The organism is Lactiplantibacillus plantarum (assembly GCF_014131735.1).
In the GTDB taxonomy this organism is placed as follows: domain Bacteria; phylum Bacillota; class Bacilli; order Lactobacillales; family Lactobacillaceae; genus Lactiplantibacillus; species Lactiplantibacillus plantarum.
In genome coordinates, this window is sequence record NZ_CP039121.1 from 2,903,365 (window position 1) to 2,929,035 (window position 25,671).

21 protein-coding genes are annotated in these 25,671 nt (G+C 46.3%); 5 read left to right on the forward strand and 16 right to left on the reverse strand.

Annotated features, from left to right (window positions below; genetic code table 11):
- Position 1 precedes the first annotated feature (1 nt).
- From E5260_RS13710 to E5260_RS13740, 7 genes are all read right to left on the reverse strand, one after another.
- Complete coding sequence (locus E5260_RS13710; protein ID WP_003641946.1) at positions 2-3,685, reverse strand: MucBP domain-containing protein; 3,684 nt, start codon at positions 3,683-3,685, stop codon at positions 2-4.
- A 586-nt stretch (positions 3,686-4,271) separates the two neighbouring features.
- Positions 4,272-4,994, reverse strand: coding sequence for an MIP/aquaporin family protein (locus tag E5260_RS13715; RefSeq protein ID WP_003641945.1), 723 nt, complete (start codon positions 4,992-4,994; stop codon positions 4,272-4,274).
- A 14-nt stretch (positions 4,995-5,008) separates the two neighbouring features.
- The gene (gene glpO / locus E5260_RS13720; protein WP_003641944.1) at positions 5,009-6,838 is read right to left on the reverse strand and encodes a type 1 glycerol-3-phosphate oxidase; all 1,830 of its coding nucleotides are present in this window, start codon (positions 6,836-6,838) and stop codon (positions 5,009-5,011) included.
- A 14-nt stretch (positions 6,839-6,852) separates the two neighbouring features.
- Positions 6,853-8,370, reverse strand: coding sequence for a glycerol kinase GlpK (gene glpK / locus E5260_RS13725; RefSeq protein ID WP_003641943.1), 1,518 nt, complete (start codon positions 8,368-8,370; stop codon positions 6,853-6,855).
- A 465-nt stretch (positions 8,371-8,835) separates the two neighbouring features.
- Positions 8,836-10,167 (reverse strand): dihydrolipoyl dehydrogenase family protein, encoded by a 1,332-nt coding sequence (locus tag E5260_RS13730; protein WP_024971425.1) that lies wholly within the window; start codon positions 10,165-10,167, stop codon positions 8,836-8,838.
- A gap of 77 nt (positions 10,168-10,244) precedes the next feature.
- Positions 10,245-11,216, reverse strand: a complete 972-nt coding sequence (locus E5260_RS13735) for an ABC transporter ATP-binding protein (RefSeq protein ID WP_003641941.1) — start codon at positions 11,214-11,216, stop codon at positions 10,245-10,247.
- On the reverse strand, positions 11,217-12,743 hold the full coding sequence (locus E5260_RS13740; protein WP_003641940.1) for an ABC transporter permease/substrate-binding protein: 1,527 nt from the start codon (positions 12,741-12,743) through the stop codon (positions 11,217-11,219).
- Between the two features lie 237 nt (positions 12,744-12,980).
- Here E5260_RS13740 and E5260_RS13745 point away from each other — a divergent pair, with 237 nt between their 5' ends.
- Positions 12,981-13,427 carry a hypothetical protein gene (locus E5260_RS13745; RefSeq protein ID WP_003641939.1) on the forward strand — a complete coding sequence of 149 codons (447 nt, stop codon included), beginning with the start codon at positions 12,981-12,983 and terminating at the stop codon, positions 13,425-13,427.
- 889 nt (positions 13,428-14,316) lie between these two features.
- Here E5260_RS13745 and E5260_RS13750 read toward each other — a convergent pair.
- Positions 14,317-15,228, reverse strand: coding sequence for an oxidoreductase (locus tag E5260_RS13750; protein WP_024971424.1), 912 nt, complete (start codon positions 15,226-15,228; stop codon positions 14,317-14,319).
- A gap of 136 nt (positions 15,229-15,364) precedes the next feature.
- Here E5260_RS13750 and rihC point away from each other — a divergent pair, with 136 nt between their 5' ends.
- Positions 15,365-16,285 carry a ribonucleoside hydrolase RihC gene (gene rihC / locus E5260_RS13755; RefSeq protein WP_025015650.1) on the forward strand — a complete coding sequence of 307 codons (921 nt, stop codon included), beginning with the start codon at positions 15,365-15,367 and terminating at the stop codon, positions 16,283-16,285.
- Positions 16,286-16,450: 165 nt separating this feature from the next.
- On the opposite strand, the gene E5260_RS13760 is transcribed toward rihC, so the two are convergent.
- The 3 genes from E5260_RS13760 to E5260_RS13770 all read right to left on the reverse strand — a co-directional run bounded on the left by E5260_RS13760 (position 16,451) and on the right by E5260_RS13770 (position 18,071).
- On the reverse strand, positions 16,451-17,023 hold the full coding sequence (locus E5260_RS13760; RefSeq protein WP_003641936.1) for an acetyl-CoA carboxylase biotin carboxyl carrier protein: 573 nt from the start codon (positions 17,021-17,023) through the stop codon (positions 16,451-16,453).
- Positions 17,024-17,126: 103 nt separating this feature from the next.
- Positions 17,127-17,447 carry a hypothetical protein gene (locus E5260_RS13765; protein WP_225867872.1) on the reverse strand — a complete coding sequence of 107 codons (321 nt, stop codon included), beginning with the start codon at positions 17,445-17,447 and terminating at the stop codon, positions 17,127-17,129.
- Positions 17,448-17,600: 153 nt separating this feature from the next.
- Positions 17,601-18,071: an RrF2 family transcriptional regulator gene (locus E5260_RS13770; protein ID WP_003641934.1), complete on the reverse strand. Its 471-nt coding sequence runs from the start codon at positions 18,069-18,071 to the stop codon at positions 17,601-17,603.
- A 109-nt stretch (positions 18,072-18,180) separates the two neighbouring features.
- Here E5260_RS13770 and E5260_RS13775 point away from each other — a divergent pair, with 109 nt between their 5' ends.
- Positions 18,181-19,377, forward strand: coding sequence for a DUF2075 domain-containing protein (locus E5260_RS13775; protein ID WP_003641933.1), 1,197 nt, complete (start codon positions 18,181-18,183; stop codon positions 19,375-19,377).
- Positions 19,378-19,407: 30 nt separating this feature from the next.
- Complete coding sequence (locus E5260_RS13780; RefSeq protein ID WP_003641932.1) at positions 19,408-19,917, forward strand: YbhB/YbcL family Raf kinase inhibitor-like protein; 510 nt, start codon at positions 19,408-19,410, stop codon at positions 19,915-19,917.
- A 112-nt stretch (positions 19,918-20,029) separates the two neighbouring features.
- On the opposite strand, the gene E5260_RS13785 is transcribed toward E5260_RS13780, so the two are convergent.
- The 3 genes from E5260_RS13785 to rpiA all read right to left on the reverse strand — a co-directional run bounded on the left by E5260_RS13785 (position 20,030) and on the right by rpiA (position 22,994).
- Positions 20,030-20,398, reverse strand: coding sequence for a DUF1304 domain-containing protein (locus E5260_RS13785; protein ID WP_003643763.1), 369 nt, complete (start codon positions 20,396-20,398; stop codon positions 20,030-20,032).
- A 264-nt stretch (positions 20,399-20,662) separates the two neighbouring features.
- Positions 20,663-22,168 carry a multicopper oxidase family protein gene (locus E5260_RS13790; RefSeq protein WP_003641930.1) on the reverse strand — a complete coding sequence of 502 codons (1,506 nt, stop codon included), beginning with the start codon at positions 22,166-22,168 and terminating at the stop codon, positions 20,663-20,665.
- Positions 22,169-22,325: 157 nt separating this feature from the next.
- Positions 22,326-22,994 carry a ribose 5-phosphate isomerase A gene (gene rpiA / locus E5260_RS13795; protein ID WP_003641929.1) on the reverse strand — a complete coding sequence of 223 codons (669 nt, stop codon included), beginning with the start codon at positions 22,992-22,994 and terminating at the stop codon, positions 22,326-22,328.
- A 193-nt stretch (positions 22,995-23,187) separates the two neighbouring features.
- Here rpiA and E5260_RS13800 point away from each other — a divergent pair, with 193 nt between their 5' ends.
- Entirely contained in the window at positions 23,188-23,751 is a 564-nt protein-coding gene (locus tag E5260_RS13800) for a M57 family metalloprotease (protein WP_003643762.1), read from the forward strand.
- Positions 23,752-23,980: 229 nt separating this feature from the next.
- On the opposite strand, the gene E5260_RS13805 is transcribed toward E5260_RS13800, so the two are convergent.
- Together E5260_RS13805 and E5260_RS13810 are read right to left on the reverse strand one after the other, a co-directional pair.
- Positions 23,981-24,250: a hypothetical protein gene (locus tag E5260_RS13805; protein ID WP_003641927.1), complete on the reverse strand. Its 270-nt coding sequence runs from the start codon at positions 24,248-24,250 to the stop codon at positions 23,981-23,983.
- Between the two features lie 102 nt (positions 24,251-24,352).
- On the reverse strand, positions 24,353-25,312 hold the full coding sequence (locus E5260_RS13810) for an L-lactate dehydrogenase (protein WP_003643761.1): 960 nt from the start codon (positions 25,310-25,312) through the stop codon (positions 24,353-24,355).
- Between the last annotated feature and the right edge of the window lie 359 nt (positions 25,313-25,671).

Below are 25,671 nucleotides of genomic sequence, written 5' to 3' on the forward strand. Positions count from 1 at the left end.
ATTAGTCACGCCCTCGTTTCTTAATAACCATCGTAATCGCTACAGTGAGTAGCAACAAACCCACTCCTAGCCAGACCAACCAGGTCGCGACCGCGGAGTTCGTTTTAGGCAAAATTTGGTTCAAGATTGGATGTTGCTTCTTGAACGCCGATCGTTGCTTATCACGACTTGCCGCTGCAGCACTTGCTGAGGTTACACTTGGAACTGACGCACTTGCCGTCGTAGCCCGCGACTGCCGTGGCGCTGTAGAACTGGTAGCGGCTGCGACAGTTGCTCGGTTAGCCTTGGTCGTTGGCGTGGATGAAGCCTGCTTCGTATTAGCTTTAGTTGGTACTGACGATTGACTAGTGACCGTGCTAGAGCTCACTGCTTGACTGCTACCATTAACACTATTCGACTGAGTTTGGCTGGAACGAGCTGCGGCCTGTTTATCCACGTCAGCCGAATCACTGGTCGTACTTGAGCCTGATGAACTTTCTGGATGACTACTTTCACCCGAGCTAGTTGAATGACTTGATTGGCTCGCATCACTGGTACTTGCCGAACTAGTCGAATGGTCGACTGCACTTGATGCTGTACGGCTACTATCACTACTATTAACGCTCGGCTCACTAGCAGCACTCTCAGAGCTGGTCGTCGCACTACTTGCTGGTGCCGCAGTCACATCATTGTTTTCGGCTGCCCACGCATAACCTGAACCCAATGTATAGGCCATTCCTTTATCACCATCATAAGTATCTAGGTAAAAACCGTCACCATCGGCCCCACCATCAACTTCTACAGTTGTATCTGGCGACACATAGAGATTTTGTTCCCCTTGATCAGCCTTCAGCGTTCCTTCATATAATAGTTTGCCATTTTGAGTCAGACGCGCCCGGGTATTCGTGGCTTGCGCAAGGGGCGTCGCCGCGCTGCTTGGATTATTGTTCGGCGAAACACCTTCATCATTACTGAATACCGGATCATTGACTGGCACGCCTTCCTCAAAAGAAGCATCCTCATCCAAGACAACTGGCGTCGAATTGGGTTCTGCAATCAATGCTTGTACCGCTGCACTCGTATCACTATTGAGACTGCTCGAAGTTTGAGCGCTGCCTAGTGCACTACTTGTGTTTTGATCCTCAGTAAATGGTGACTTGAAACCCAGCCCACTGCCAGTAGTTGTTCCAGTGGTCGTATCACCGGTATTGGTTGTTTCACCGTCAGTAGTTTGACTAGTGCTTGATGCCACACTACTATCCGTCTTTGAATCAGCACTTGCACTAGTACCCGACTGGCTTGTAGCCTCAGTGTCACCTTGACTATTCGCTGAACTTGCATCGACACTACTGGACGCGTTCGTTGCGTTGGTCGAACTACCAGCAGTTGATTCATTAGTCCCAGTTTGGTCAGTCGCTGTCGTACTTGTCGACTGATTACTACCAGACTGACTAGTATCAGTCGTTGTCTTGGACTCAGTCGTTGCTGCTTGACTCGGATTAATTTCTTTTTGTGCGGTAACTTTCAACCCATTCAATAATCCTAAGTCGTATTGTTCGCCAGTCACCATTGATTTCAACCCGTCAACCGTGTTGGTCTGCTGGCTCTTAGTGCCATTCGCGTTAGTCACCGTGGTCACTGTCTTGAGCTGACCACTTTTATCAAAAGTCGTGACCGTTTGCTCTGCGCCTAACACTCTAGTCGCAGTCACTTGGCCTTGATCATCAACCTTAAAAGTGACAGTCTCATTCTTAGATAATTCAAACGTATACTTCGAATTATAATCAAAGACTAAGCTGTTATCTTGGGTACCGTTCGTATCACTAGCCGCAATCGCAACTTGAGCCGCATCCTGATTATATTTGACCGTAAAACCACTATCGTTGGCATAAATCTGCGAGACAGAACGGACATTATGCTTCGTATCTTGTCGTACTAAAACACTACTTTGATTACCAACGTCAACCCACTGCCCAGTCGTTGGTTGGTAATAATAATTGACCGTTGTTGGCTTTTCCGTTACCGTTCCCTGGGCATTCGTCGGTAAGCGATCAGTATCAACTGTGTACAAATCTTCGAAATCAGTTGCCTCGGTCGTGTAAGTATCACCATATAGACCAGTGACATCCAATTCGTCCAGCTTCTGCCCATCCGTTAACAAGTAATTGACATGAATGTTGTATGGCAACGGATCATAATACATCACGGCTTCTTTGGTAGTCTTGCTAGCAGTGCCACGGGTATGTTCATCCAATGTGGCATTACGCTTATATCCAGTTATCGTTTTGACCTGCTTAGTAACATCATAAGCTTTCCCGTAACCAACTTTGACTGTTTCATCAGGAGCAACCTTATCAGTAGAATCGGTCATGTAATGATGTACCGTGATGGTCGCTTGATTGTCAATGGTATTGGTGACGGTATTCGACGTCTTAATCTGCTTATCTATTGCCGTTTGACCAGTTGCCGTTACTTTGGCCTGGTCATCAACATCATCACTGAACTGGACTTGAGCCTTAAAGTGATAGGTCTCACCTTTAAACGGTAGCGATTTAATGCCCGCGTCCGTCAGATGCCATTTCACTTGATGTGTTTTTTCATCATAGCTGACTTGGTAGGCAGTACTAGGTAATGCTTGGCCAGCATCATTAACGACTTCGCCTTTAGCGTACTTAGCGTTAGCCGGAATCGTAATATTTTCTGACCAATCTTTATACTTGGTCATTAAATCCTGATCCAAAACATTGACTTTTTGTTGTAAGTCATACGTTAACGTCCGGTTTTGCTTGTCAGTGGCACTTTGTGTGGCACTCAAAGTGGGCGTCGCAATGGCGGGCGTCCCCAGCGTGATCGTACTAACGTTGTAGACTGGTTGTAACCATGAATTACCACTATTAACACGGGTCGTCCCGTAGATAAATTCCAGCTTCGTCCCACTGACCCCAAAAGTTGCAGCCGTTGACGAGGTATATGGCCAGCTCGCATCACGCGCTGTTTGCCCAGCCATGACGAGTTGTCCTCCACCGAGGGGATTCGCAATTTGCTTAACAATCGAGTTTTCAACAGTATAAATCTTACCAGCCCCTAAGTAAGCCGTATATTCAAAGCCGGTTGACGTCCCCGCTACCGGACCATCCAGACTAGATAGCGTAATGAACGCGTTTTGAATATTGACCGCGGCATGCGTATCAGCGTAATAAAATTCATAGCTCACATTGAATTGGGCCACATTTGACATGGTCGTGTCCGAAGAAAAGCCCGGACCAATTTGAAACGCCCCGTCAGTCTGTTTCATTCCCGACGGTGCCTTGTGGCTGTCGTCGTGAACTTTAATATGTGAGATTGTTACTTTAGCAGTGACTTCCTGACCATGGAAAGTTCCCACTGTCCCATAGGTTGAAGTAATCGTATCACTGTCTTTCACCTTATGTATGAGCACACGTTGCGCACCGTTCTTAGGTGTTAGACTGCCACGATCTCCAGCATTATTCGTGATTCCTTGTAAGGCCGTGTCATTTTGCTTGATGACTAGCTGATTGACCAGTGGGAGCGTGCCCCCGTTGCCTGGTAAGACCGTGACCGATGATGAAGCATCAACCACCATGATATTTTGTGACACACCCCAGAAAGAGATGACGACCAGTAATGGCAACAACCAAACTGGCAGGCCATTACGATGATGTTTCCCCGTGTTTTCCGTATACATGTTTAACCCCTTTTATCTAACTATCACTTATATAGTAAAGCGACCCAACTAACTAACTACTCATAGCAGGTTAACATGTATTTTGTTAAAAAACAATAAATATTTTTATATTAATATCAATATACATTGACATTTTCAATTGTATAAATTCTTTACGTATCATGCTGATTTTTCTACCCTAAACCATGGTTAAAGCTTGCCATACTAAGCACAAGAGCAATCAGCTTAGATCAGTTGGAAAAGTACAATTTTGTATAAACTTGCTTATTTAGCTATGGCTTTCTTCCGGTTTAGAATAAGGTCCGCATTTACTGATAATCAGTAATTCAACTAAATTGGTACGTTTTAATCATAATTAATGCAAAATAGCACCTAGTCTATCAAATATTAAGCCTTTTTTCTGCTAATCGAAGACTACCCAACTGAAAGGTATTTTATATGTTGCCAAACCATAAAATTTTAATTAGCAGATGTCTTTTGCTCAGTTAATGAAAGCATTCATTTCACCCATTACTCACAAATAAAACCGTGAGGACTGTTGTCAATTCCAACAGTCCTCACGGTTTATATCAAATCAGTCATAAAATTATGGCAATACATTAAACAACAGTGCGCCTAACGCACCACCAACCAATGGTCCAGCGATTGGCACCCAACTGTAGGCCCAATCAGAAGTTCCTTTATTGGCGATGGGCAATACCGCGTGCGCAATGCGGGGCCCTAAATCCCGGGCCGGGTTAATTGCATACCCGGTCGTTCCACCCAGAGACAGCCCGATAGCGATAATCAGAATTCCGACAACAATCGGGTTCAATCCCGCCGTAAATTGGCCTTTCGTGAAGGCTAACAAGCCAAAAACTAGGACGAACGTTCCAATCACTTCACTGATAAAGTTCCAGAAATACCGCCGGATACCAGGACCGGTTGCAAAAATGCCGAGAATCGCGCCAGCATCCTTAGTTGCTTGCCAGTGTGGGTAGTAGTGCAACCAAACCACGAGGCCACCAATCACCCCACCAGCAATCTGAGCCGCACTATATGGAATCACGTAGGCCCATGGGAACTTACCGGCCACTGCCATTCCTAGTGAGACCGCCGGATTAAGATGTGCGGGGCTCATAAAGCTGGACGCATAGACGCCCATCGTGACTGCAAATCCCCAACCTAAGGTAATCGCGACCCAGCCCGCATTTTGCGCTTTGGATTTATTGAGTGTTACCCCAGCTACAACCCCATCACCTAACAGAATCAAGATAAAGGTCCCGAGAAATTCCCCCAACAATTGTAGTGCTAATGGATCTTTCATCATGACCACCCCATTCCTTAGCCCTGCTTCAGTGCTGTTAAGTCCGATTCAGCAATCGTCTGATTCAATAATTCGGTTTGTGCTTTGACCGTTGCAGTATCCCAACCAAGGTAATCGGCCATTGTCGCTATGACGCCATCCTTTAAGCTATCCAGCGTATCTCGCATGAATAACAAGTGGTTAGTGCGCCGCAGCAAGTAGTCGACTGGCGTCAGGGTCATTTCTTCATCCAAAGCATAACGTAAGCTAATCGTTTCGGCTAAACTCAGACCATGCGTCGGTTCAACTTTACCAATCAAACTAAAGACCCGCGCAGCATTGGAACCGTACATATTTGCAATCCGCAACGCTTCATCATTCGTCAAACCATTATCCGTCCCTTGTTTAGCATAAAATGCAATCGTTGCATCCACGTTGTGCGGATCAATATCGCCACCAGAAACGGGGAGGTTCTTCGAATTGATTTCATTAAAGTGGGCGTCATACTTATCTGCTAAAATCTTGGCAATCAGCGCCATGGCACCCGCAGCCATTTTACGGTAATCAGTAATCTTCCCACCAGCAAGGGTCAACAGCCCGTCTGGACTACTAGTCAACGAACTACCGCGTGAAACCGCTGACGGACTGAGTTTGTCCTCTGCCAAGGAAGTTTCCAAGTCATTCAGGACACTTTCGACATCTTCACGACTGGCTTCCTGACTTTCAAACTGATCAACAACCTTGATAACTTCCTTGAAGCTCTTATCACTGATTTTCCCTGAATTACCACCGTTATAATCGGAACTACCGTTAGCGGCGATCAGTGGCCGCAATCCGGCCCAACTAGCCTCAATATCATCTAAGGTGATTTTGGCAGTTGGAAAACGACGGTTGACGATTTCCAACAAGTAATCAACATCTTCTTGCGTAACGGTCGGGTGTTTCAGATCACCATGATAATCCGTATCAGTCGTTCCGAAATACGTCTTGTTTTCACGTGGCACCACGAAAATCATCCGGCCATCTTGATCACCAGAATCAAAATAGGTTGGTTGTGGCACTGGGAGTTTCTCAGCATCAACGACTAAATGTACACCCTTGGTTGGCCGCATCTGGGATTGATACTTTTCAGTATGGTCCATCTTACGAATCGTGTCTGACCATGGACCGGTCGTATTGATGACGATTCGGGCATGAATCTCGAACGATGCACCAGTCAATAAGTCTTCAGCGGTGATACCATTGATCCGGCCATCATCATCATGTAAGAGGCCGGTCGCCTTCACATGGCTTGCCATAATCCCACCATTTTCGTGAGCCTTCTTAATGTTTTCAATCACTAGGCGCGCATCATTATTCCGAAAATCAAGGTAAACACCGCCACCAACTAAATGTTTAGGGTTCAGCTGTGGTTCCCGTTGTAAGACTTCCTCGCGTGAAAGGGTATAATTGGTGAATTTAGGATCTTTAACTTCGGCGAGCTTATCATACAGATCCATCGCCACTTTAACAGAAAAGAGGTCGAAGGTCGCTCCCGTCTCATCATAAATCGGTAATAACATTGGGTCGGGCTTAGGAATGTGTGGCGCAATCCCCTGGACGACCGCCCGTTCTTTAACGGTATCGGCGACTACCCCCACGTCAAATGTCTTTAAGTAGCGAATGCCCCCATGGACCAGTTTCGTCGACCGTGATGAAGTCCCTTCTGCAAAGTCTTGCATATCGATCAACCCGGTCTTCATGTTCATTGCGGTTGATTGAATGGCGACACCGGCACCGGTAATCCCACCACCGATAACGAGTAAATCTAACGTTTCATTTTGTAAGCGTTCAATATTTTGTTGACGCGTCGTTGCTGAAAATGCCATGTTGTTGTCCTCCTCTATTTTCCTGCGTGGTATGGGGTGTGCTTAAAGACTTGGGTCGCTTTAACCGCTGCCTGCCATCCCTCGTATAAGTTCGTCCGTTCAGCTGGCCCCATCTCAGGGTCAAAACTCGTGCCGGGCTTATATGACGCTTTTAATTCTTCCAAATCCTGCCAATAACCAACGCTAAGCCCGGCCAAGAAGGCGGCACCAAGCGCTGTCGTTTCCAGATTAGCAGCCCGCATAATTTGCGTATCCAAGATATCCGCCTGAAATTGCATCAACCAGTCATTACGAGCAGCGCCACCGTCAACTTTTAATACTGGAATCTCAATACCGGAATCTTTCTTCATTGTTTCAACCACGTCCCGCGTTTGGTAAGCCAATGCTTGCAAGGTTGCTTTAATAAAATCTTCACGAGTCGTGCCACGCGTCAAGCCAAAGACTGAGCCACGTGCTTCAGAGTCCCAATATGGTGCCCCTAAACCAGTAAAGGCCGGAACCACATAGACTTCATTTTCATTATGCGATTCGCGCGACGCCCGTTCAGAATCGGGAGCGCTTTCAACTAGGCGAATCCCATCACGCAACCACTGAATCGCTGAACCGGCAACGAAAATTGACCCTTCCAAGGCGTAGTACACTTTACCGTTGATGCCGTAACCGATCGTGGTCAATAGATTATTATCGGATAATTGGGGTTTTTCACCGGTGTTCATCACGATAAAAGCCCCAGTCCCGTAAGTATTCTTCACGGTTCCCGGTTCAAACGCCAGTTGACCAAACAAGGCCGCTTGTTGATCACCAGCCATCCCACTAATTGGAACTTCCGACCCAAAGAAATGATAGTCCTTGGTCTTGCCATAAACTTCAGAATTAGTGCGAACTTCTGGCAACATCGCCGCTGGAATATTTAATAATTGCAAAATCTGGTCGTCCCACTTCAAATCATGAATATTGAAGAGCATCGTCCGACTGGCATTGGAATAATCCGTCACGTGGGTGGCCCCACCGGTAAGTTTCCATAGGAGCCACGTATCGATCGTTCCAAAGAGTAATTCACCCTTTTCGGCTCGTTCTTGGGCCCCCTTCACGTGGTCTAAGATCCAGCGAATTTTAGTTGCCGAGAAGTAAGCGTCTGTGACGAGTCCCGTATGTTGATGAATCAAATCACCATAGCCATCTTTAACCAGCTTCTCAGCAATCGGCGCGGTTTGCCGTGATTGCCACACGATTGCGTTATAGATTGGCAAGCCAGTTTGCTTGTCCCAAACGATGGTTGTTTCCCGTTGATTCGTAATTCCAATACCACTAATTTGAGCGGGTTTGATTCCCGATTCAATGAAGGCATTCGCAATAGTAGACAAGACAGCATTCCAGATTTCATTGGCATTATGTTCGACCCAGCCCGGCTGCGGGAAATACTGTGGAAATTCCCGTTGTGAGTCGGCCACTTTATGGCCCGCATGGTCAAAGATAATGGCGCGGGTACTGGTTGTCCCTTCGTCAATTGCCATAATGTACTTGTCGGTCATGGTGTGTCACTCCTTAGTCATAACAGTTTTATGAAAACGCTATCATAATTGATGATTGAATCATACCATGTCGCGACCGTTTTGTGAATAGATTTGCATAAATTAAATTTTGCACAATTGAATTTACTTTAAAACTAGTTTGTACTATGTCACAGTTCGATACTGCCATAGCAAGCATCGTAGCATTTAAGCAATCGCTTCTAGTTCTATAAAATAATTAATTTACTAACATTAGTGCCACCGCGACGAGCTACAATTTTGACATTTTTTCACAGTACTTACACGCCAAGATAGTCGCACAACGAAAATGACGACCGTCTGTTTGCGACATCATTTGGCCTTCGTATTCCACTCCAAACGCCGGTCAAACAAAAAAAGAGTGGCCGGTCATTCCTGGTCACTCCGTTAGTGCTGACATATTCAGTTAAGCTGAATAGCTGGACTTTGATTTAATTCAACCACACATTAATACAAATATTGTAAGTCACTAGCCGGCGTTGGGTAAGCCAATACCAACCGTTGTAAATCTGGTAAAGTCACGTGTTTTTCAATTAACAACGTGAAGTAGTTAATCATCTCGTCGGCAACATCACTTAGAAGGGTAGCACCCACAACCTGCCCACTCGCTTTAGCAACCACTACTTTAGCTTGGGCTTGTTGTGCGCCAAAGCGGTAATAAGTGAACCACTTCGTCATATCAAGTGTATTGACACGATACTCATCTGGATGCTCAGTCGCCGCGGCCGCGCTGATCCCGACTTGCGCTAACTTGGGCGCTGCAAAAACCTGCGTTGGCACAACGGGATACTTTATGGCTGCGCCGGGATGCGTCAACTCACCGACCAGATAACGCGCTTCAAAACCTGCAACTGGCGTTAACTTCGGTACCGGTGTATCGCTGACATCCCCAATGGCATAAATGTGCGGGTTGGCCGTCTGCAAATGATCATTGACTTGAATCCCATGCCGATCAAAGGTAACGCCCACGTTGGCTAGACCTAACTGGTCCGCGTTCGGAATCCGTCCCGCTGAGCTGATGACCAGATCCGTTGTCAGCTCGAAATTATCAGCTGTCAATTGTAGACCGGTCGCCGTTTTAGTAATTGCTTGGACATCCGTATTCAAGTCAAACGTGATTCCATCAGCCGTCATTGCGGCCATCAAATCCTTAACCAAATCTGCATCAAAAGCTTTTAACGGGCGGTCATTATGATGAATCACGTGCACATCAGCGCCAGCGGCATTCGCAATCGTCGCCAATTCAAATCCTACGTAGCCACCACCTACGAATGTCACGCGTTTAGGCATCTGGTCCAAATCTAAGAAGTCAGTGCTCGTCTTAAAGTATTCGTGCCCGGTAATCGGTAGAATCGCTGGACGCTGACCAGTAGCAATCACGTAATCAGTCGCACTGACTACTCGATCCCCGACCGCTAACTGATTGTCGGATTGAAAGTGTGCTTGGCCATGTAACGTCGCAATATCTTGCCCCGTTAGTCCGTTCAACGTCCCATCGTTGATGCCATCCGTATAGCCTCGTTTATGCGCCATCAGTGCTGGCCAATCAATTTTGGGCGCGCCAATCAGGCCCTGCCCTTGTAAATGTTGCGCCGCTTGTCGCGCTTCGACGGCGCTTAACAGGATTTTCTTAGGGTCACAACCGCGGTTAGGACAAGTGCCGCCCCACAGATCCGCTTCAACGATCAACACTGTCTTGCCCTGAGCCTTTAATCCGCTAGCCATGGCATTGCCGGCTGGTCCGCCACCAATCACAACAACATCGTACTGTTCCGCCATTCGAAATTCCTCCTTAAATTCATTAGCGACCATCAATTATCACAACCTAGTGTAACTGATTTATCCTTAATTGACGATTAAGATACTTCTTCATGTTGACTCAAGTAAGCCACGATTCGTTGGCGATCCAAATAGCCAACAACTCGATTTTCTTCCGTGACCGCCACATAATCGTGATCTGTCAATGCCGTAAAGGCGGTGCGTAACGTGGCTTGAACGTCTAACGATTGAATCCGACCACTCGCAACACTGGGTTCTTCTGTGAGATAACCCTGAATAAGCCCTACACGCCCAACGTAGACATCATAGACATTTTTAGCTCGGCTCGCACCAAAGAAGTTCCGCACAAAGTCGTTCACTGGATGCTGAGCCAGAGCAGCCGGCGTATCGACTTGTATTAACTGACCGTGTTGCATGACACCGATCCGATCACCCAACTTCAACGCCTCATTCATATCATGCGTCACGAAGACGATCGTGTTGTGATAGCGGGCGTGTAGCCGTAAGACCAAGTCTTGCAATTGTTGCCGCGAGATGGGGTCTAACGCACTAAATGGTTCATCCATCAAAACAATATCTGGTTGCGCCGCAATCGCCCGTAAGATACCGATGCGTTGCTGCTCACCACCGGATAATTCTGACGGCATCCGGTCACGGTATTCCTTTGGATCGAGGCCAACTTCCGCCAATAGCTCATCAATCGTTTGATTAATTTCCTTCTTAGCTGTCCCTTTCATTTCTGGAATCACGGCGATATTTTGCGCCACCGTCATCGTTGGGAACAAGGCAATTTGCTGTAAGACATACCCCATTTGCCACCGTAGACTTCGGACTGGTATCGTGGTTGTATCAGTACCATTAACTAGGATTTTACCAGCCGTCAATGGCTCTAAGCAGTTGATCATTTTAAGTGACGTCGTTTTGCCACTCCCAGAAGTCCCTACCAAAACAAATAGCTCACCCTGGTCAATCGTTAAATTAAGGTCGGGAATCACGGTCTGCCCATTAAAGTCTTTCTGGACGTGTTGAAATTCAATTGCCGTTGTCATTTAACGTCCCTCCTTCAATAAACCGTGCTTCACAAGATAGCGATGTGCAACCGTCGAAGCGGACTGCTTCTTAACATTGACTTCATAGTTCATTTCTTGCATATCAGTTTCTGAAATCTTTCCTGCTAACTTATTTAACGCTTTAACGACCTTAGGATGTTTGTTGGCAAAGCTCGTCTTCATCAACGGTGCCCCTTGATACGTTGGGAAGAAGTGCTTGTTATCCTTCAATAAGGCCAAGTGATACTGCCGTAATTCACTATCCGTCGCATAGGCATCTACCAAGTTGATTTTCCCCTTACTGATGGCTTCATAACGTAGCGCCGGCTCCATCGACTTGGCAGTCACGTCTAACCCATAAGTCTTCTTGATTCCTTTTAAGCCATCATTACGATCAATAAACTCTAGGGTCATTCCGGGTTTCAGAATCGATTCAACTTGCGTTAAGTCGCTGATTGTCTTCAAATGATGTTCTTGTTGAAATTTCTTAGTCACTGCTAATGCGTACGTATTGTTATACTGCATCGGCTTCAAGTAAGTCATTTGTTCCTGTTTAGCGAGGCGCTGTTTGGCGAGCTGATAGGTCTGGTTAGCTGTTTGACCAGCTGGGTTATTTCCCTTAACTAAGGTCTCCAGCACCGAGCCAGTAAATTCAGGATAAATATCAACCTGATTATTCTTTAACGCGCTGAATAAGAACGTGGTCTTGCCAAAGTTAGGCTTGAGCGTCACATGAACATGCTCATCTTCAGCTTCAATCAGCTGCTTATACATATTAATCAAGATTTCTGGTTCGGAACCAAGTTTACCTGCAATCGTAATTGTTTCAACTCGATTGGCATAGACACTATAAGCCCCGCCACCACCAAGTAAAGCTAAAATACCGACAAAGACGATTAAGGCGTGGCGTGGTTTAGCCGTTTGAAACCACCGAACGAGCGCACTCAGCAGAATTGCTAACAATGCTGATGAGATGGCCCCAATCAATAATAACGAGGTATCATTACGGTCAATACCGAGCATGATAAAGGTCCCGAGACCCCCAGCACCAATCAAAGCGGCCAAAGTAGCCGTCCCAATAATTAAGACGAGCGCGGTCCGAATCCCAGCAATGATCTGTGGTAGGGCAATGGGTAGTTCAACTTTAAACAACTTACGCATTCGTGACATCCCAAAGGCATCGGCGGCCTCTTCAATTGAGGCGTCAATTTCTGAGATACCCAAATAAGTATTTTGAAAAATTGGCAGTAAAGCATAGATCACCAGCGCAATTACTGCTGGCACCGTTCCAATCCCAACTAACGGAATCAATAACCCTAACAGTGCCAAAGACGGAATCGTCTGTAAGACACTCGTGAGCTGTAACAATCCCTCGGCCCACCGTGGTCGTCGAACGACCCAAATAGCCAACGGAATCGCAATTACCATTGCGATGACTAATGATGCTAATGAAATCCCCAAGTGTTGCCATAGCGCAGTCAGCAAATCCCCGCGTCGATCCATAAACGTCTGTATTAATGTCTGCATGCTAACCTCCAGTGCTCACCTTTATTACTTAATAACTTCTTAATTATCCATGTATTTAATCGTAGCATAATCCGCCAAAAATCATAGTAATACGCACCGGCAATTCACCAAATTTTGTAACTATTGTAGTTTCACGTTAAAATTATTCATTAATTTAAAATGAAGCTGGCTAGTTTTTACGAAACTATTAGATGAACCACTCAATGGATTATCATTACAACTAAGGAGGCCCCAACAATGGCTACGATTCATCTTTACCTTGCAAGTACCAACCACCAATCGACCAACATCACCGCAACGACCCCCGCTGCCTGGGTCGTCATTCTGCGATACGCTGACCATCAAAAGGCGCTAAACGACGGTGGCTACGGACATACCGAAACTTCACTGGCCTTGAGTGCTCTGACCACCGCACTCGCCACGTTGAAACGTCATGATTTACCCGTTCATATTCACACCACAACTGAACAAGTGGCGGCGGTTATTAGCGAACAACGTTATTTAAGCTGGCGGCAAAACAACTGGGACGTTCCCGAAGCCGACCAACCAGACCTACCCCAATGGCAAACGCTGATTCCCATTATCGAAGAATTTCCCAACCTCACCATCACCTACCACCCCGTGGACGATCCCGTGATGACCACCGCAACGACTACGCTAACGGCGGTGATGACGAAGCTATAATGGCGGTGCAAACCTAAGTCCAAAGCAGCCAGCTTAGGCCCGCTGGAAAAGTTCGGGTTAGCGTAAACATGTTTGGTTAGTTCGTCCTACACTGACTTCCAGGCATTTCTGCCAATTGCCGGAACGTGGTGGGCACAGATTTAAGCCGAAACACCACGTCTCAAATACTGGCCTTTCACTAACCAAGCACAAGACGCTTGCTAAGTGAAATTTCACCACTGGGCATTGTCAGAAACGCCTTCCAGTCGGGATAGTATTCGAATGGCTGACGGTGAGGCACCCAACTTTTATTGGACTCATCATTGTTCTTCATAAACAGTAATTTTGTCGAGCAACTGTCAGGCAGAAAGTAACATTGTGATAGCTTACTATTTCGGAATCACCATAGTAATAATCAAACGTTTCAACAAAGTGGTTAATGTAATCCTAACCTCTCGTTTAAGGCTCCATTATCAAAATAGTCAGCGACCAATTATACCAAGTTAAGTGGCCGTTCATCAGCCATTCGAGCGGCTTACCGACCGGAGGGGCTGGGTGACAATGCTCAGTAGCCAAATTATTCTTAGTCGGAAGTGGGCTACTTCCGGCTTAGAATAAGACTCGTATTTGAGACCGGGCGGGTTTGTGCACGGGCTCAAATCGATGTCGGCTTACGTTCCGGCAATTGTCACCCAGCCCCGGAGGTCGGAATAGGACGATCATTGCTGCCGAACAAGAATCCACCTGCTTGTCATCATCCAAGCACCATCTAAAATAATAACTAACGAGACCCTATCTCTCCCATGCTACATGGGGGAAGCTTAAAGCTTAGACTTGAAATAAAGAAGCGAACCCCTACCACAATAACAACTGTGATCGTTGGGCTCGCTTCTTAGCATCATTATTCAGATTAATTATTATTAGCGGGTATTTTTCCATGCCGATAATGCCGACTCCCGGTTCGCCGGTCCTTACGCCGCGTAACTTTTGACAGCTTAGCCGCACCATTGACGGCTGAGTTCATCATGCGGTCAAACTGACGATCACTCAACCACTGACGAGCCGTTAATGAGACCCCCGCGCCCATACCTGCGTGATAGCGAGTCTTGGGCTTCACATCATTGACAGCGCGAACCATCAGTTTAGCAATCACTCCCGGATTGGAAGCAAACTGATCGAACAATGACAGCATCGCACCGACCTTAACGGCTTGTTCATGATAGGCTGTTTCACCGGAAACTGCCAACAGCTTTTTTTCCGCAATACCAGCCCATTCAGTCTTGATTCCACCAGGTTCAACGATGACAACATCTATACCAAATGGTGCGACTTCCATCCGTAACGAATCGCTCATCCCTTCAATTGCGTGTTTGGTCCCCATATACCAAGCACTTAAAGGCTGATAGATCTTACCCCCAATTGAAGAAACATTAATGATCCGACCACGATGTTGTGCCCGCATCAACGGTAAAACTAATTGTGTCAACCGCATCACACCAAAGACATTGACCTTGAATTGGTACTCGCCTTCTGCGACCGGAACGTCTTCCAAGGAACCGTATGAGCCATACCCCGCATTGTTGATTAGGACATCAATGCGCCCCTGTTCGACCTGAATCGTCTTGACAGCCGCGATTAACGTCGCTTCATCCGTCACGTCGACTTTTAAAACGTGCACTCCAGCCGCTGCTAAATCCGTCATTTTTTCAATCCGCCGTGCGGCTCCGTACACAATGTTCCCCTGAGCTTGTAACTTCAAAGCAGTTGCTTTACCGATCCCCGAAGATGCGCCCGTAATTAAGATGACCTGTGGTTGACTCATAATCCGTTCCTCCATCGTTAACTGTATTTACTGTCATGCTACGTCAAACCCTTCACAATTGCAATCGAATTCATTGCCCGTAGTATGCTAAAATAGAACTAATTTCAAGCACGTCAATTTAATTGGAGGAATGAACATGTCAACAAAGATTATCATGGACACTGACCCTGGTATTGATGATGCCGCCGCAATTACCTTTGCATTAAATCATCCTGACTTGGACTTACAATTAATTACAACGGTCGCCGGCAATGTGACGGTCGACAAAACGACGCTGAATGCGCTCAAACTAACGCGCTTCTTTAACAGTGACGTTCCCGTAGCGGGTGGGGCTGCCCAACCGCTGATCAAACCGTTTGAAGATGCCGTCCGAATTCACGGTGTTTCAGGAATGCCGGGTTACGACTTCCCGACTGACCTTGCGGAACCATTACCAGAAACAGCCGTTGAAGCGCTCCGTGACTACATCATGGCTGCTGAACAACCGATTACGTTAGTGCCAACGGGAGCCTATACCAACATCGCGCTCTTATTTAAGACCTACCCCGAAGTAATGCCACACATTAAAGAAATCGTTGCGATGGGTGGGGCCTTAGGCAAGGGTAATATGACCAGCGCCGCAGAGTTCAACGTCTTTACCGATCCGCACGCGGCTGAAATCATGTACCAATCCGGCGTTCCAATTACCATGGTCGGCTTAGACGTGACGATGAAGGCCCTTTTAACGCGCGAATCGATTGAACAGTTACCGACCCTCGGAAAAACTGGCGAAATGCTTCACGCCCTCTTTGGTCATTACAACGACCGCAACCAGACTGGCGTTGCGATGCATGATGTCAATACGCTCTTCTACTTACTACATCCAGAAGCCTTTACGACTGAAAGGATGTGGATTGATGTCCAGACGGAGGGCCCCGCTAATGGCGAGACCGTTGGCGATATTCGTGGTGCTTACCATGACGGCAAAACCAACGCGACCGTTTGTGTCGATATTGATGCGGCTGCTTTCAACAAGTGGTTCCTAGAAACCGTGGCAGCCATCGACCAACCTAAATAAATCACTACCAATCGTCATTAATTAAGCTAAAAAATGAACCACTTCAGCTTGCACAATTATCATGTGCGCTTGAAGTGGTTCATTTTTAGTTTGCGTCACGCTTTTATCAAGACGTAGTGCTACTCAAAGTGCTTAATACGCTCAGCAACCACTGACCGTACCTGATTAAATGTCATCCGGCGTATCTGGGATTAATTGAATCAATGGTTGACCGAAGTTGACTTCTTCACCATTCTTCACTAGGAAGGCTTTGACCGTCCCCGCTTGCTTAGCAACCACCGGCCGCATCATCTGCATCGCTTGAATGAGGCCGACTTGTTGACCAACGCTAACGTGGTCGCCTAACTTAACGTATGGCGCTTCTTCTGAAGAATGCGCTGGGTAATAGATTCCGACGACCGGTGCCGTCACGCATTCCTTAGGATCAATCGGCGCTGGTTCTGGTTCAGGATCAGGTGTTACAACGCTCGTCGGATTGCTAGCCGTACTGGTCGCCACTGGGGTTGGTTCCGCCTCCGCAACAACTGGGGTACTAACTGTTGAGACCGGTGTCGGTGTGACCGGCGTTGGGTCAATCACCGGCTGATTGGGAAGTGGCGCCGGCTGCGGGGTCACCGTCGTCTTGCCGTGTCCCTTCTTACCCATTTGAATTTCAAAATCTTGGTCCCGATACTCAAAACTAGTTAAACTGCTTTGTTCAAACTTGTCCATTAACTGATAAATCTTATCTAATTCCATACAACACCCTCCAATTAATTTACGCTTTGATTATAACGCATAGTTTAGCGCAGGAGTGTGGTGGAAGTATGAACGCTTCTTTAAGAATTCGTCAATATTTCGTTTAAGCAGACGCCAACTCATGATCCGCCGGAACTAATTTAAACAAAAATAATGGTGCTGGTGACTTACCTGCCTGCGCGTACGCTAACACTGTATCAACGTGGTCTAGCTGTAACAACCGATCATCAAGTTGCCACAAGCCGCGTTGGTAATAGTCGCGGCAATATTGCACGAGGTTGGTCAAAAAGTTACCGACGGCCTCATTGACCGTCGCGCCACGCCCATCGACACCCCAAAAATCGGCGGATTCTAACCAGTACCGTTGTTCCGATAATTCTCGATAACGACCAACTTCATGAATTAACACTAACCGTGCTGTCATTGCCAAGGCCCCTTTCAATCTCAATGCCACTTTCATAATGACATCTAAGATAGCACCGATAATTAGCCCTGACAATCCTGAATGGCAAACCCGTTTCAAATTAAGGTTATTAACGAAAATCGCCTTATTTTTCAATCAAGTGACGCTTTTTACTTAAGATTCTGAATCTTGTTCGTGTCGTAAAAACGTGCCGTGGTGGTTCAGGTCGGCTTGTAAATCAGCCATTGTAAACTGATGATAGTAAGCCCGATATTGACGGTCAGCTACTGTAAATAAATCCGTCAACGTTTCACTAATATTGGCCGCAATTGGGGATTGATCAGCCTGTTCATCCGTTTTGGATGGTCCCGTAATGAAGCGCGCATAGCTAATTGTTGGGGGGATGGTCAAATCATATAGATCGCCGAGGTTCATATCGGCCAACGCCAAGTCTAATTGGTAGCCCCCATTTTTACCAACCGTCCCCGTTAAATATCCATGCTTATGTAGAACTGATAAAATATTGCGAATCATCACCGGGTTAAGATGCAGTGACTGCGCGAGTTCCCGACTAGCGACCTTACTATCACGGTGTGCATCAAGGTACAGGATACTATGCACCGCCACCGAAAAATCAAGTTTCATGTTACTTCCTCCCACACTTTGTCATAATTCTATTCTACCACCAACTGTAATGACTCTCATTTCAATTAGCCCCAATATGCAGGTATAATGTGTTTGGGAGTGAAAAAATATGTCATCTACAATCAGTGCCGCAACGTTCAAGCTAAATGATCAAGCTGCGTTGTCACCGGCACAACAATCATTAGAGCACCAACTATTAACTTTTATCCGTACCCATCGCCAGCAAAAACAGCCCAGCCTCTTTGTTATTCATGGTGATGCAGGAACTGGCAAGAGTGCCGTATTAGCCGCCGCGTTTGCTCGGCTACAAGCCCTCAATCGTAGCTTGACACCAAACGATTTGCAGGCCACTGACAACTATCTCGTCGTCAATCACAATGAAATGCTCAAAATTTATAAGCGCTTAGCTGGTGAAGATCCCGTCTTGCGCAAAAAAGACTTCCAAAAGCCCACTCCGTTGATCAACCGGTTGGCAAAAGACCACCGGCAAGCAGACGTTGTTTTTATCGACGAAGCGCACCTATTACTCACGCAACCAGACCGCTATAACCGCTTTACAGGTCACAACCAGTTAACGGAACTGATCAATCATAGTCGCGTCGTTGTCCTCGTCTTCGACACCCGTCAAGTCTTGAAGTTAAAGAGCTACTGGCACAGCAACGATCTCAAGCCATTTTTAGACCAGTACCCGCACGCGAGCTACAACTTAGACGAGCAATTTCGGGTCACTGGCGGCGCCGATGTTGTCGACTGGATCGATGGTTTTACCCGCGGGCAATTACAACCAAAACCCGTTAGCGATAACTTTGATCTACGCTTTTTTGATGACGGGCAACCCTTATACGACCTGATCAAACAACGCGACCAGCAGTATGGACTCGCTCGGATGGTGGCAACCGCTGACTTCCCGTACGTCGTTAATCATGGCACTTGGTACGTGACGGCCGGACAATTGAAGCTTCCGTGGGATAAAGTCAACTTAACTGATGATCCTTGGGCCTTACGACCTGAGACACTGAATGAAGTTGGTTCTATTTATACCATTCAAGGGTTTGATTTGAATTATGCGGGGGTCATTCTCGGCCCTTCTGTGGGCTATGATGAAGACCATGATCGGATTGTCGTTCGCCCTGAACGCTATGAAGATCAAGAAGCGTTCAAAAACCGGACAGACTTAGGCGATCTGCGTCCCCTTAAACAGCAGATTATCTTTAACTCAATCAACGTCTTGATGAAACGTGGTCGTTATGGGCTTTATATTTATGCGGTTGACCCAGCACTACGCCAGCGACTATTAGCGTTATAATAAGACTAATTACACGAGGAGGGATTTGCAATGCAACTATCAATTCCGACCATCAATGGCGCCCTTGCAGCCACCTATTCCAAACAAGCGGCCGTTGCCCAAACGTATAAGGGCCACCCCATCATCTCGTTTCCCGTTGACATTAGTGATGTGCCAGCTGGCACCCATTCACTGGCGTTCACTTTCGTTGACCACGATGCGATTCCAGTAGGTGGCTTCACCTGGATTCATTGGATTGCCGCCAATTTACCGGCAACCACGACTCACATCCCTGAAAATGCCAGTCAGACCGGTGCTATTCCGATGGTCCAAGGTAATAATTCCACAGCGGGCGCCTATGTTCACGAGACTGATCCGAAAGTTAGCCAACACTACGTCGGCCCGTATCCGCCTGACAAGGATCATCGTTATTCATTTAAACTATTTGCACTTGATACTGAGTTAGACCTCCAACCTGGATACTGGCTCAACGAATTTCATGATGCCATTGCCGGTCACGTGCTAGCAACTGCTAAAACGACGGTCATTGGCAAAGTGTAATCCAATCTGCCATATAATATGGATAGCTTAAACAACCAAAAACGTTGCTACAGAATCACGTAGCAACGTTTTTTATTAACACTAATATAATGGCATTACTTCAAAGAACCGGCTAAGCAAAATACATCAGAATAAACGCAATTAATGCCGGTAGCCCCTGAATCACGACGATCGCGCGACTGACAGTAATACTACCATAAACCGCGGCAACCATCACACAGGCTAAGAAAAACAGGGTTGCACCGGCGCTCGCGACGGCCGGAATCACAAACAAGCTGTATAAAATACCGACGGCCAAGAAACCGTTATATAACCCTTGATTTTTAAACAATAATTGCACTGACGGCGACTGTAGCGTTTGCCGTGGAATTCCAAACGCTTTTGCGGCCATTTCACTATCCGCATTAAACATTTCCAGCCACAAAATAAATAAATGTTCAACGGCAACCAAGATCGCCATAATCATTGCTGCAACGTGCATCCTAATCCCCTCCTTTTTTCGGTCCTTACTTGAATTGTACCAGTTACTGCGCCTAAACTGTAGAAATACAGACTTACTTGTCTTTATACGAGCTAATTCGTCACAAATCATGATTAAAACATGGTAAATCCGGGGTCAAAACCGCCACCGTTTTGACCCCGAGGTGCTTTTAAATGATAAAGCCCGGCTACGACCAAGCAGATAACTTGCTGGTTGCAACCGGACTTTATTCACATCTCATCACTAAATTAGCTTAATCTACACTTACATACCGGGCATCCAAACATCTTCGGGCTTGATGCCTTGTTCCTTCGCAAAAGCATTCCGTAAGGTGTCCATATCCATTAAATGATAAGTTTGTGGGTGTTGGGGATCATATGATTCAATTTGGGCCATCATACCACCATCTTCATGTTCGATGATATGGCAGTGATACATGTAAACTCCTGTCAGCTCAAATTTGACCTTGATCCGCACCGTTTCACCAGGGTTGACACCGACCGTATCCTTCAGCCCATGTTCATTAGGATAAACTGGACCATCATTCCGTGCCAAAACTCTAAACTGAGTCCCATGAACGTGGAATGGATGAACCATGCCGTTTTCAGTACTGTTGGTGTTGCGGATTTCCCAAATGGCGACATCCCCAACTTTTTGCCGAGCGTCGATGCGACTCATATCGAATTTCTTACCATCAAGCGCGACTTCATCATCCATCCCATCCATCGTGATTGTGCGAACAGGTAAGTCAGGTGTTGGGGTTTCATCAGGAATATCAACTAAATGTTCTGGTAGTTTGGTGTCATCCGGTACGAACGACTTGATTCGGAAGCGACATAGCGGCGTATCATCCGTCATCAGCGTGACTTCATCGCCCGGCTGATACTGACCGAAATCAACGACAATTTCGTCCCGTTCCGCACAGGTCATCATCACTTTGGTCATATAAACCGGTGCCGGCAAAATGCCACCATCGGAAGCGACCTGTGCAAATTCCAAATCGTCATTGAAGTGCAGACGCCATTCGCGCCGGTTCGACCCATCCAAGATTCGTAGCCGCACCCGCTGCGTCGTCACATCAAAATATGGGTTGACCGTCCCGTTAACTAACGCCGTATGCCCTTGAACACCATCTGGATCGTAGTCCGCCCGGTAATCAAATTGGTTATCATCGTGAAATTCACGGTCTTGTAATACCAACGGAATATCATCCACACCATAATTACGTGGTAACGGTAACTGATCTTCAACGTCATCCTTAATAATCACCATCGTTGCTAGGCCTTTCCAGACCTGCGTCGCAGTCGATGGGCACGGATGAGCATGTAACCACGTAGTCGCAGCTGGTTGATGTACTTTAAAGTCAATGTGATTCGTTTCACCGGGATAGACCGGTGCGTGGCAGCCACCATCGGTAATGGGCCCTGGGACATTCAAGCCGTGCCAATGGAAAGTCGTCAATTCTGGGAGTTTATTTTCCAAGTCAATATGGGTCTGCTTACCATTACGAAAGACGATAGTTTGGCCTAGGAAGCCCGCATTATAGCCCCACGTTTTAGTCTTCTTACCAGGTAAAAACTGAGTTTCGCTTTCTTGCGCCGTGACGGTATAGTAATCATCCGTATCCGTCTGGCGGTCCGGCTTCAATAACGGCGGAATCGCTAACGGTTGTGGCTCGACTTTCGGTGTAACTAGTGGAATATAGCCACCGTCATGTGTGTTGTAAGCAGGTTCATCAAAAAAATAATCAGTATAGACTTTTTTTGCCATGTTGACATCCCCTTAGATATTTAAAATAACTTAGATTCAAAAAATGGTGGCGCTTTTATACGTCACCTTCAGTTTAGAATTATTTTAAAAAAGTGTCAAACGAATTTCAGTGCTCAATTGCTAATCATTAGGGTCATGCTGTCGTCCCTGATAACACTTAAAATAGCGCGTTGACTGTATTCGTGGTTGCATCGCCCAACCAAGCATTCGTCACCAAATGATCAAAATAGCTCGTTTCAACAACGCCAGCCAAAGTTGCCAATTCAACATTCAGGTCCGTAAGTTTGGCATACGTTGGAAAATGACAATCGATCAATAAATTGCCGCTATCGGTTAACGTGAAGCCATCCCGATTATTAGCAGTTCGAATGGTTGCCTGACCGCCAAGATCACTCACCGTCCGCATGACTAACGATAAGGCCGCTGGTAGTACTTCTAAGACTAATGGCGTCTTGATATCAAATTGATCGACTAACCGGTCCTGCATCGTTAACAGCCAATATTCATCCGCCAAGCTGGCAATAATCTTCTCATTAGCATGGATTCCACCGCCACTTTTGAGCGCGTTACCGTGATGATCTAACTGATCGCAGCCGTCAAAAGCAATATCGATGCGGTCACAATATGCAGTATCTACAACGGTATACCCGAGAACGGTCGCAAGTTGGCGGGTCGTCGGTGATGGGGTGACGACCGTAATATCATTCACATGATTGGCTGCCTCCTTGACCAGTTCACCAACCGTCGAGCCACCCCCAAAACCAACAACCATTTGCGGTTTTATTAACGTCAAGGCTTGTTGAACAATTGCCTGTTTAATCGTCATATCAATTTCCTTCCATCATCATAAGATATTCTCATCATAGCACGCGATAACCTATTTAACTAACTTTAATCGCGATCAAACCATGCGATTCTAGGTCAAATTTGAGTCTAGGATGGGGCTCCTATCTCAACAACGTTTTAAAATACAATTATTGATGGCGACCTTCGTTTTTGGGGGAAAGAGGGTTACAACAATGAAGAATAAGTACAGTGCTAAGTTAGGTTTAACCACATTAACCGTGATTTTTGGTCTTGGGCTGACACCAATTGCCAACGCAAAATCGATTGCGACACCATATTCACGGAGTCGTTGGCCACACGCTCAAGTGACCTACGTCATTCAAGCATCATCATACGAGCGGCACGTCTATCAAGCGGCCATCCAAGCCTGGAATGCGACTGGTCACTTTAAATTCGTGCCGGGAACCACTGCTCATCATCAAATTACTTTGGGGACCAGTAATGCCACCAGTGGGCAGTATTATCGCTTAGCTGGTATTACTTTTTCGACCGGTTATACCAATGGTTATTACACAAAAGCGCAAGTGTACTTGTTAACACGTAATTTTGTACGCTACCACTATTCTTATACGGATCAAGTCCACGTGGCTGAACACGAGTTAGGACATACTATTGGTTTGGAACACAGCCGTGATCGCCACAGTGTCATGTTAGCTGATAATCGCTATAACGGTATTAGTGCAGCCGATAGCGCGGCGGTGCGTCTGCGTTACCGCTTACCTGTTGGCAGGCTTTAGGTAAAGCTATCCAACTAGGTCTGCCATTAATACCTTGGGTGCGGTGACCCCACTTTGATGTTTACAATCAATACCGCACCCAGGAAGGCCGCGATGATGAGTCGCGACCTTTTGTATGAGCACCGATGGCCGTAATCATTGTTGAAACATAACTTAATTAGCACGCTAAAAATGATTGCAGACAAAAAGCACTTTGATACGGTCAATTCCTCGTATCAAAGTGCTGCGCTTAGCTGTGCAGTAAATAACCATAGCTTCCTAAAATAACTAGTACATACCCTGTAGCCGTGACTAATGCTAGCAACATGCCGCTTCCAGGTTGCCACCCGCGGCGATGACAAAAAGTCAAACAGCCACTGGTTAACAACATTAGCGCAAACGTTGCTGCGATGACTCCGAAGAACTGGCCCCATTGACCAAGCAAGGCACAGCCTACTCCCAGAATCGTCGCGATTACAATCACGAACCACCGTTGCCGGTTTGTTAATTGTCGGCGCATATTCATCCCACCATATAGTTAATGCAGTCAACGTTCTGCTTAGTAAAATTTTAACATTTTGGTAGAAGTTTGCCAAACAAGACAATTAACAACCGTCACTTTTTAGGCTTGTTGACGTTTTTTTACTGATTGATCGCTTAAGACGTCATCAAAGGCGTGGAATTTCTCGATAATTGTGTCCGCTGAATTACGGAACTTAGCTTGTTCATCAGCAGTCAGAGCAAGCGTCGTCACACTCTCGACCCCATCTTTGCCAATGATTGCTGGCTGACCAACATACGTCCCAAAGGTCTCACTATACGCAGAGACCGGGCATGCTAAGCGAGCATTTGCAAAGACCGCTTCACTTAATTTAACCGCGCAAGTAGCAATGGCAAAACTGGTATACCCCTTACCAGAATGAACCGCCCAGCCACCATGGCGTGCAGCTGCCTCAAATGCATCTAAGTCCAAATCATACTTATCAACTAAGGATGTAATTGGAATACCGTTAACCTGAACCGTTGACCACGCGCTGAATTGTGATTCGCCGTGTTCACCGTAAACATACCCGCTAATGTTTTTTGGATCACAGTCGAAGGCTTCTGCGACAACCTTTTGCATGCGCGCCGTATCCAAGAAAGTCCCAGTCCCAAAGACCTGTTGGCGTGATAATCCCGTTGCGCGTTGGAAATAGTGAGTAATTGCGTCGCACGGATTCATTGTATCGATGACCACGCCATTAAATTTGGTTGCTTTAACTTTCGGAGCGATATCTTGAACGATTTGCTTCGTATATTCAAATTCAGCCCATCGGTTACCGGAAGCATGGTCTAACGCGTGAATGTTGCCACTAGTAACAAATAAAATATCCGTGTCGTCTAATTCATGATAGTCATTGATTTTAATAATCGTTCGACTATCTAAACGGGCTTGAGCGTCTTGTAAATCTAATTGCTCTGCGCGAGCTTTAGCCGCATTAGTATCAATCAAGACTAATTCATCCGCAATTCCTTTACAAACTAATGTATAAGCAATGGTCGCCCCAACGTGGCCGACCCCAATAATCGCATATTTTCGCATAAGCTGAACCCCCGTTTTAATTATTAAGACGTTATGTAATAATCTCATCGTCTTTTAATTTATGTGGTGATAACCTTACTGCTCTAGTTAGTAATGGTCAATTGCTGAAAGCGCCTCACCTTTCATATCATCATTTTCTTAAGCAATAGCACGCACTATAGTTACCAATTCCCCTAATTAGTTTAAGATAATTAATCACTTGCCCCCCATTGCCTAATTATTTTCATTACCGAACTAATCGCGACCACTCTTGGAAGTCACTTCCTACATTTCTGCCAACAAGCAACCTTGACCGGATTTTGCTAAGAATTTACAAGGAGTCCACTCATGTTTTCAATAGTTTTGCGTCACAAAACCTG

What these genes read in the sequence shown, in the direction of transcription:
- E5260_RS13710 (WP_003641946.1), bottom strand. Translation starts at nt 3,685, where the DNA reads ATGTATACGGAAAACACGGGGAAACATCATCGTAATGGCCTGCCAGTT.
- E5260_RS13715 (WP_003641945.1), bottom strand. Translation starts at nt 4,994, where the DNA reads ATGATGAAAGATCCATTAGCACTACAATTGTTGGGGGAATTTCTCGGG.
- glpO (WP_003641944.1), bottom strand. Translation starts at nt 6,838, where the DNA reads ATGGCATTTTCAGCAACGACGCGTCAACAAAATATTGAACGCTTACAA.
- glpK (WP_003641943.1), bottom strand. Translation starts at nt 8,370, where the DNA reads ATGACCGACAAGTACATTATGGCAATTGACGAAGGGACAACCAGTACC.
- E5260_RS13730 (WP_024971425.1), bottom strand. Translation starts at nt 10,167, where the DNA reads ATGGCGGAACAGTACGATGTTGTTGTGATTGGTGGCGGACCAGCCGGC.
- E5260_RS13735 (WP_003641941.1), bottom strand. Translation starts at nt 11,216, where the DNA reads ATGACAACGGCAATTGAATTTCAACACGTCCAGAAAGACTTTAATGGG.
- E5260_RS13740 (WP_003641940.1), bottom strand. Translation starts at nt 12,743, where the DNA reads ATGCAGACATTAATACAGACGTTTATGGATCGACGCGGGGATTTGCTG.
- E5260_RS13745 (WP_003641939.1), top strand. Translation starts at nt 12,981, where the DNA reads ATGGCTACGATTCATCTTTACCTTGCAAGTACCAACCACCAATCGACC.
- E5260_RS13750 (WP_024971424.1), bottom strand. Translation starts at nt 15,228, where the DNA reads ATGAGTCAACCACAGGTCATCTTAATTACGGGCGCATCTTCGGGGATC.
- rihC (WP_025015650.1), top strand. Translation starts at nt 15,365, where the DNA reads ATGTCAACAAAGATTATCATGGACACTGACCCTGGTATTGATGATGCC.
- E5260_RS13760 (WP_003641936.1), bottom strand. Translation starts at nt 17,023, where the DNA reads ATGGAATTAGATAAGATTTATCAGTTAATGGACAAGTTTGAACAAAGC.
- E5260_RS13765 (WP_225867872.1), bottom strand. Translation starts at nt 17,447, where the DNA reads ATGACAGCACGGTTAGTGTTAATTCATGAAGTTGGTCGTTATCGAGAA.
- E5260_RS13770 (WP_003641934.1), bottom strand. Translation starts at nt 18,071, where the DNA reads ATGAAACTTGATTTTTCGGTGGCGGTGCATAGTATCCTGTACCTTGAT.
- E5260_RS13775 (WP_003641933.1), top strand. Translation starts at nt 18,181, where the DNA reads ATGTCATCTACAATCAGTGCCGCAACGTTCAAGCTAAATGATCAAGCT.
- E5260_RS13780 (WP_003641932.1), top strand. Translation starts at nt 19,408, where the DNA reads ATGCAACTATCAATTCCGACCATCAATGGCGCCCTTGCAGCCACCTAT.
- E5260_RS13785 (WP_003643763.1), bottom strand. Translation starts at nt 20,398, where the DNA reads ATGCACGTTGCAGCAATGATTATGGCGATCTTGGTTGCCGTTGAACAT.
- E5260_RS13790 (WP_003641930.1), bottom strand. Translation starts at nt 22,168, where the DNA reads ATGGCAAAAAAAGTCTATACTGATTATTTTTTTGATGAACCTGCTTAC.
- rpiA (WP_003641929.1), bottom strand. Translation starts at nt 22,994, where the DNA reads ATGACGATTAAACAGGCAATTGTTCAACAAGCCTTGACGTTAATAAAA.
- E5260_RS13800 (WP_003643762.1), top strand. Translation starts at nt 23,188, where the DNA reads ATGAAGAATAAGTACAGTGCTAAGTTAGGTTTAACCACATTAACCGTG.
- E5260_RS13805 (WP_003641927.1), bottom strand. Translation starts at nt 24,250, where the DNA reads ATGCGCCGACAATTAACAAACCGGCAACGGTGGTTCGTGATTGTAATC.
- E5260_RS13810 (WP_003643761.1), bottom strand. Translation starts at nt 25,312, where the DNA reads ATGCGAAAATATGCGATTATTGGGGTCGGCCACGTTGGGGCGACCATT.